Origin of the sequence: Albidovulum sp. (assembly GCF_008933605.1) — a bacterium.
Classification (GTDB): Bacteria; Pseudomonadota; Alphaproteobacteria; order Rhodobacterales; family Rhodobacteraceae; genus Albidovulum.
Genome location: NZ_WBUS01000195.1, coordinates 1 through 4994, shown reverse-complemented (window position 1 = coordinate 4994; position 4994 = coordinate 1). Strand labels below are relative to the sequence as shown.

The window sequence follows — 4994 nt, the reverse complement described above, 5'->3', positions numbered from 1 at the left end:
GGCGAAGCGCCGTCGCGGCCTCCGGGCCCACTCGCGCGCGGATCGCCGCGTCGCCCGCCGCGAAGTCCGGGCTCACCAGGCCCCCGTTGCGGCCCGACGCGCCGAAGCCCACGCGATCGGCTTCGAGAATCGCGACCGACAGGCCCGCACGGGCAAGGTGAAGGGCCGTCGTCAGACCGGCCAGCCCGGCCCCGACGATCACCACCTCCGCGTCTTCGGTCCCGGCAAGACCGGCGCGCAGGCGCGTGTCGGTCATCGTTCGCGCGTAGTAGGTCTCGGGGTAGGTCACGGCTCAGGCGTCCAGGTCGATCCAGACCGGGACGTGGTCGGAGGGCTTGTCCCGGCCCCTGACCTCCTTTTCGATCCCGGCGCTCCGCAACAGGTCTGCCGCCTGCGGGCTGAGCAGGAGGTGGTCGATGCGGATGCCGTTGTTCCTTGCCCAGGCGCCGGCCTGATAGTCCCAGAAGGAATAGTGCCCCGGCCGTGGCTCGCGGGCGCGGAAGGCGTCGGTGTAGCCGAGATATTCGATCCGCCGCAGCGCCGCGCGGCTTTCCGGGCGGAAGAGCGCATCCTCCAGCCATGCCTCGGGCCGGGCCGCATCCTCGGCCTGGGGAATGACGTTGTAGTCCCCGCCCATGACGACGGGAACCTCCTCGGCCAGGAGCGCCGCCGCCCGCGCCCGCATCCGGTCCATCCAGCCCAGCTTGTAGTCGAACTTCGGCCCCGGCGCGGGATTGCCGTTCGGCAGGTAGAGCCCGCAGAGCCGGACCGTCGCCCTTGCCGTGACCGTCGCCTCGATCCAGCGCGCCTGCTCGTCGCCGTCGTCGCCCGGCAGGCCGCGGGTGACGTCCTCGAGCGGCAGCTTCGAGAGGATGGCGACCCCGTTGAACCCCTTCTGCCCGTGGGTTTCGACGAAATAGCCCCGGCCCTCGAAAACCTCGCGCGGGAAGTCCGCGTCCTGCGACTTGATCTCCTGGAGGAGGACGACATCCGGCGCCGCGGCGTCCAGCCATTCCGGCAGGGCCTCCAGCCGCGCCTTGATGCCGTTGATGTTGAACGTGGCGATCTTCATTCGGGCCCTCGGCAGCGGGTGCCGGACGATCCTAGCGGCGAAGCCGCCCCCGCCGCAACACCGGCCGAGCCTCGCGCAGAGGTTGAGCGCAGTCAGGAATACCCGACCGGGGAGTGCATTCCGATTCGCGGGAAGCCGTGATATGCTACAGTGATTACAAGTCCCTTGGGTCCTTTGTTCAGGTCGTTTCGAGGGGTGCCTTTCATGCGACGCATAGTCCCGCCGTTCCTTGCCGTTCTCGCGACCCTGATGGTGCTGGCCCGACCCGGCTGGGCGGCGCCCGATCCCTGCGACGACCTCGCCAGCGTGGACGAGTCGCAGCAGACGCTTCTTTGGAACCTCGCCTCGCTTCTCGGCAAGGAGGAGGTGCCGCCCGAACGCGGCGGCTACGGTACGGACGACTACTATGTGACCGTCCGTCCCGGGCGCTTCGCCAATGTCAGTTGCAACGCCAACGAGTACGAGTTCCAGGAGATGTATCCGATCGGCGTGGTGGTGAAGCCGCTCTACCGGATCGAGCTCGACAGCTACCCGCAGGGGCGCACGCCGGTGATGGTGCTGACCGAATACGGCCACCGCAAGATCGTGGCGCAGGAAGACATCCAGAAGCTGGTCGACAATGCCTCCTACATCTTTGCGGATTCCTACGCGAAGGCGATGATCTGTCGCGCCGGCGACGCCTGTCCGGGAAATGCCGAGGATGTCTGCACCGAGGGCCGGTGCCGCTACGACATCTCCGCCTTCTGGGGCTACGCCATCGCTCCTTCGGGCGACCCGGCCGTGCGGGCCGCGACCGCGGCCTATGCCGGGCTCCGGCGAGACCCCCTGATCCGGTCCCGGCTCGAGGGCGAGGCGCTCGCGGCGGCTGTGGCTGCCGTCTGCCTGCCGTTTCCGGTGAAGGCCTACCTTCCCGGCGGCACCCTGACGCAGCCTGCCGACAGCTACCTCACGCTCTGCAGCAAGCGCCAGTCCGAGGGCGCGGATGCCGACGGCCTGGCCCCGCTCAAGATCGTCGATCTTGCCGCCGCGAAGCGGGTGTTCTCCTTCCATCTCGACGGCTCATTCCACCGTCGCTTCGGCGAAAGCATGTCGGGACTGGCCGAGACGCTGGCAAACCTCTCGGACGCCCGCCTGACGGTCACCAAGCGTTGCGGGGTGGAACTGAAGGACGTCGGCATCCTGAAGTACGGCGGGGGCTTCTCGGCCAAGGCAAATGCCGGAGGGCTGGTCGAGGTGCGGCTCGGCGCCGACCTGTCCATCGCCGCCGAGATCAGCGAGACCCTCGGCAAGGACGATTTCATGCTCTTCTCGACCTATTTCATCCGGCCGATCCCGATCGGCGCGAATGGAGCGCCGCAGGGCGAGAAGGGTGAGCTCTGGCTGTTCAAGATCGTCTTCAAGGCGCGCTGCGAGAACGGCGTGCCGGCGAAGGCCACCTCGATCCTCGTCTTCTACGAGCGGCTCGACGCGGGCTATGTCGAGATTGCGGCCAAGGGCCAGCTCTTCGAAAGCTACCGGAAGGACTGGCAGAACCTGTCCTTCGCCGAGAACTCCGATCCGCAGTCGCTGCAGGACGGCAAGTTCTGGAAGATCGTCGACCATGTCGGCTATTTCATCTGGAGAGATACCCTGAGGACCTTCTTTTTCGAAGGAATTCCGGGCACCTACGACCTATTGCTGAAGTATCCCGAGGAACAGCGCCCGCTGGTGCGCGACTTCTTCGTCTACCTCATGCTCACCGCTGCCTATCACCACCGCGATCCGCAAGGATGACCTGACATGACCCGGCCACTCGCGATTCTCGTCCTCTGCCTTCTTCCCGCGCCAGCCCTCGCGCAGGACAAGCCGCCGGCCTGCGAGACGGCGCAGACCTGCTGCTGCACCATGGCCAACGGGCTGCAATGCTGCGGCGCCTCGGCCGCCTGCGGCAGCGGCGCGGTCTCCGGCTGTGCCTGCGGGACGCTTGTCGCGCCCGGCTGAACCTCAGATCGAGAAGCTGGTCCCGCAGCCGCAGGACGAGGCGGCGTTCGGGTTGTCGATCACGAAGCGCGCGCCGATCAGTTCTTCGGAGAAGTCGATGACGGCATTCGACAGGAAAGGCAGCGATACGGCGTCGATCAGCACCTTCTGGCCGCCGCGTTCGATCACGAGATCGTCCGCCGCAGGCTCGTCGAGCCTTATGTCATACTGGAAGCCCGAACAGCCGCCCCCCTCGACCGCGACGCGCAGCGCCTTCGCCTCTCCCGTGCCGGCATTGATCTCCGCCAGCCGCGCGAAGGCGCGATCCGTCACTTTCGGGGGAAGCGTCAGGTTCATGGCTGCAAGCGCCTTATGTCATTTTCGTCCGCTTCATCATATATGACGCGGGAACGACGCGACAAGAACGGTCCCCGATGACCCTTGCCCCCTATGCCTGCCACCCCGAGGAAAGCCGTGGCCGGCAGTTCCCCGAAGCGATGTCCACCTTCCGCTCGCCCTTCCAGCGCGACCGCGACCGGATCATCCATTCCTCGGCCTTCCGCCGGCTGAAGCACAAGACCCAGGTCTTCGTCGAGCATGAGGGCGACTATTACCGCACCCGGCTCACGCACACGATCGAGGTGGCGCAGGTCGCCCGCACCATCGCCGGCCATCTCGGCCTCAACACCGATCTCGCGGAGGCGGTCGCGCTCGCCCATGACCTCGGCCACCCTCCCTTCGGCCACACCGGCGAGGATGCCCTGGCCGCGCTGATGGAGCCCCACGGCGGCTTCGACCACAACGCCCAGGCCATCCGCATCGTCACCAAGCTGGAGCGCCACTATGCCGGGTTCGACGGGCTGAACCTGACCTGGGAGACGCTCGAAGGCATCGCCAAGCACAATGGCCCGGTGATCGGCCCGAATGCCAGCGGTTCGCATGCGGTGGGCGACCCCGCGCTCCTGCCCTATGCGCTGAAGGAGTTCAACGACGGCTTCGACCTCGATCTGCAGACCTTTGCCTCGGCCGAGGCGCAGGTGGCGGCCATCGCCGACGACGTCGCCTACAACCACCACGACCTTCACGACGGACTGCGCGCCGGGCTCTTCACCGAGACCGACCTGATGGAACTGCCGGTGACCGCCCCCGCCTTCGAAGAGGTCGACCGGCTATACCCCGATCTCGACCCGACGCGGCGTCGCCACGAGGCGCTGCGGCGCGTCTTCGGCGTGATGGTCGAGGACGTGATCGCGGTTGCCCAGACCCGGCTCCAGGCGGCGCAGCCGCAGTCGGCCGCGGAAATCCGCGCCATGCCGGGCACGATCATCCGGTTCTCGAAACCGCTCTACCAGAACCTCAAGGCGATCAAGTCGTTCCTGTTCGTCCGCATGTACCGCGCCCCGAGCGTGGTGGAGGAGCGCAAGCGGGTCACGGCGATGATCAACGACCTGTTTCCGCTTTTCCTGAACGATCCTGGGCTCTTGCCCGAGGAATGGCACCCGGACGTGGCGCGGGCGCGGAGCGAAACGGACCTGGCCCGCGTCGTTCTCGACTATGTCGCGGGGATGACGGACAGATTCGCGATCCAGGAGCATGAAAGGCTCTGCGGCGCCTGAACGCGCGTCCGGCTTTCACGGTGGGCAAGGTACTCCCGGGGGTGTGGGCGGGGGCCGCGTTCCGCCCGTGCCGGCACGCGGCCACGGTCCGACCTCCCGCCGCGCGGGGCGAACCCCTCCGAGGATTGACGCCGCGCGCCGCCTCTGGCATCCCCGGCGGAGCTTCTGGGGACGGAAATGAACCTTTTTGCTGAAATCCGGGCGCTGGTCGTGGCCAGCCTCGAGGACATGGTGGCCGCCGGCGCGCTGCCCGCGGGGCTCGACATGGGCGCCGTCGCGGTCGAGCCGCCGCGCGACGCGCTGCATGGCGACATGGCGACGAACGCGGCGATGGTGCTGGCCAAGCC

The 4994-nt window shown here is 67.5% G+C and carries 7 protein-coding genes; 4 read left to right on the top strand and 3 right to left on the bottom strand.

Annotated features, from left to right (window positions below; all coding sequences use genetic code 11):
- Both F9K34_RS16970 and xth read right to left on the bottom strand, forming a co-directional pair.
- Window positions 1-289 (bottom strand): NAD(P)/FAD-dependent oxidoreductase (locus tag F9K34_RS16970; protein ID WP_436405761.1); only part of this gene is annotated, 289 nt, incomplete at its 3' end.
- Between the two features lie 3 nt (window positions 290-292).
- On the bottom strand, window positions 293-1072 hold the full coding sequence (gene xth / locus F9K34_RS16965; protein ID WP_291338295.1) for an exodeoxyribonuclease III: 780 nt from the start codon (window positions 1070-1072) through the stop codon (window positions 293-295).
- A gap of 204 nt (window positions 1073-1276) precedes the next feature.
- Between xth and F9K34_RS16960 the strand changes: the two genes are divergently transcribed.
- Both F9K34_RS16960 and F9K34_RS16955 read left to right on the top strand, forming a co-directional pair.
- Entirely contained in the window at window positions 1277-2845 is a 1569-nt protein-coding gene (locus tag F9K34_RS16960; RefSeq protein ID WP_291338294.1) for a hypothetical protein, read from the top strand.
- Window positions 2846-2851: 6 nt separating this feature from the next.
- On the top strand, window positions 2852-3052 hold the full coding sequence (locus tag F9K34_RS16955) for a hypothetical protein (RefSeq protein ID WP_291338293.1): 201 nt from the start codon (window positions 2852-2854) through the stop codon (window positions 3050-3052).
- A gap of 3 nt (window positions 3053-3055) precedes the next feature.
- On the opposite strand, the gene F9K34_RS16950 is transcribed toward F9K34_RS16955, so the two are convergent.
- A complete protein-coding gene (locus tag F9K34_RS16950) occupies window positions 3056-3382 on the bottom strand; it encodes a HesB/IscA family protein (protein WP_291338297.1) in 327 nt (108 codons plus the stop codon).
- A gap of 83 nt (window positions 3383-3465) precedes the next feature.
- On the opposite strand from F9K34_RS16950, the gene F9K34_RS16945 reads away from it, so the two are divergent.
- The gene (locus F9K34_RS16945) at window positions 3466-4647 is read left to right on the top strand and encodes a deoxyguanosinetriphosphate triphosphohydrolase (protein ID WP_291338292.1); all 1182 of its coding nucleotides are present in this window, start codon (window positions 3466-3468) and stop codon (window positions 4645-4647) included.
- 177 nt (window positions 4648-4824) lie between these two features.
- Window positions 4825-4994 (top strand): hypothetical protein (locus F9K34_RS16940; RefSeq protein ID WP_291338296.1); only part of this gene is annotated, 170 nt, incomplete at its 3' end.

Bases quoted from the DNA above. Each gene is read 5' to 3' on its own strand.
- xth (WP_291338295.1), bottom strand. From the start codon at position 1,072: ATGAAGATCGCCACGTTCAACATCAACGGCATCAAGGCGCGGCTGGAG.
- F9K34_RS16960 (WP_291338294.1), top strand. From the start codon at position 1,277: ATGCGACGCATAGTCCCGCCGTTCCTTGCCGTTCTCGCGACCCTGATG.
- F9K34_RS16955 (WP_291338293.1), top strand. From the start codon at position 2,852: ATGACCCGGCCACTCGCGATTCTCGTCCTCTGCCTTCTTCCCGCGCCA.
- F9K34_RS16945 (WP_291338292.1), top strand. From the start codon at position 3,466: ATGACCCTTGCCCCCTATGCCTGCCACCCCGAGGAAAGCCGTGGCCGG.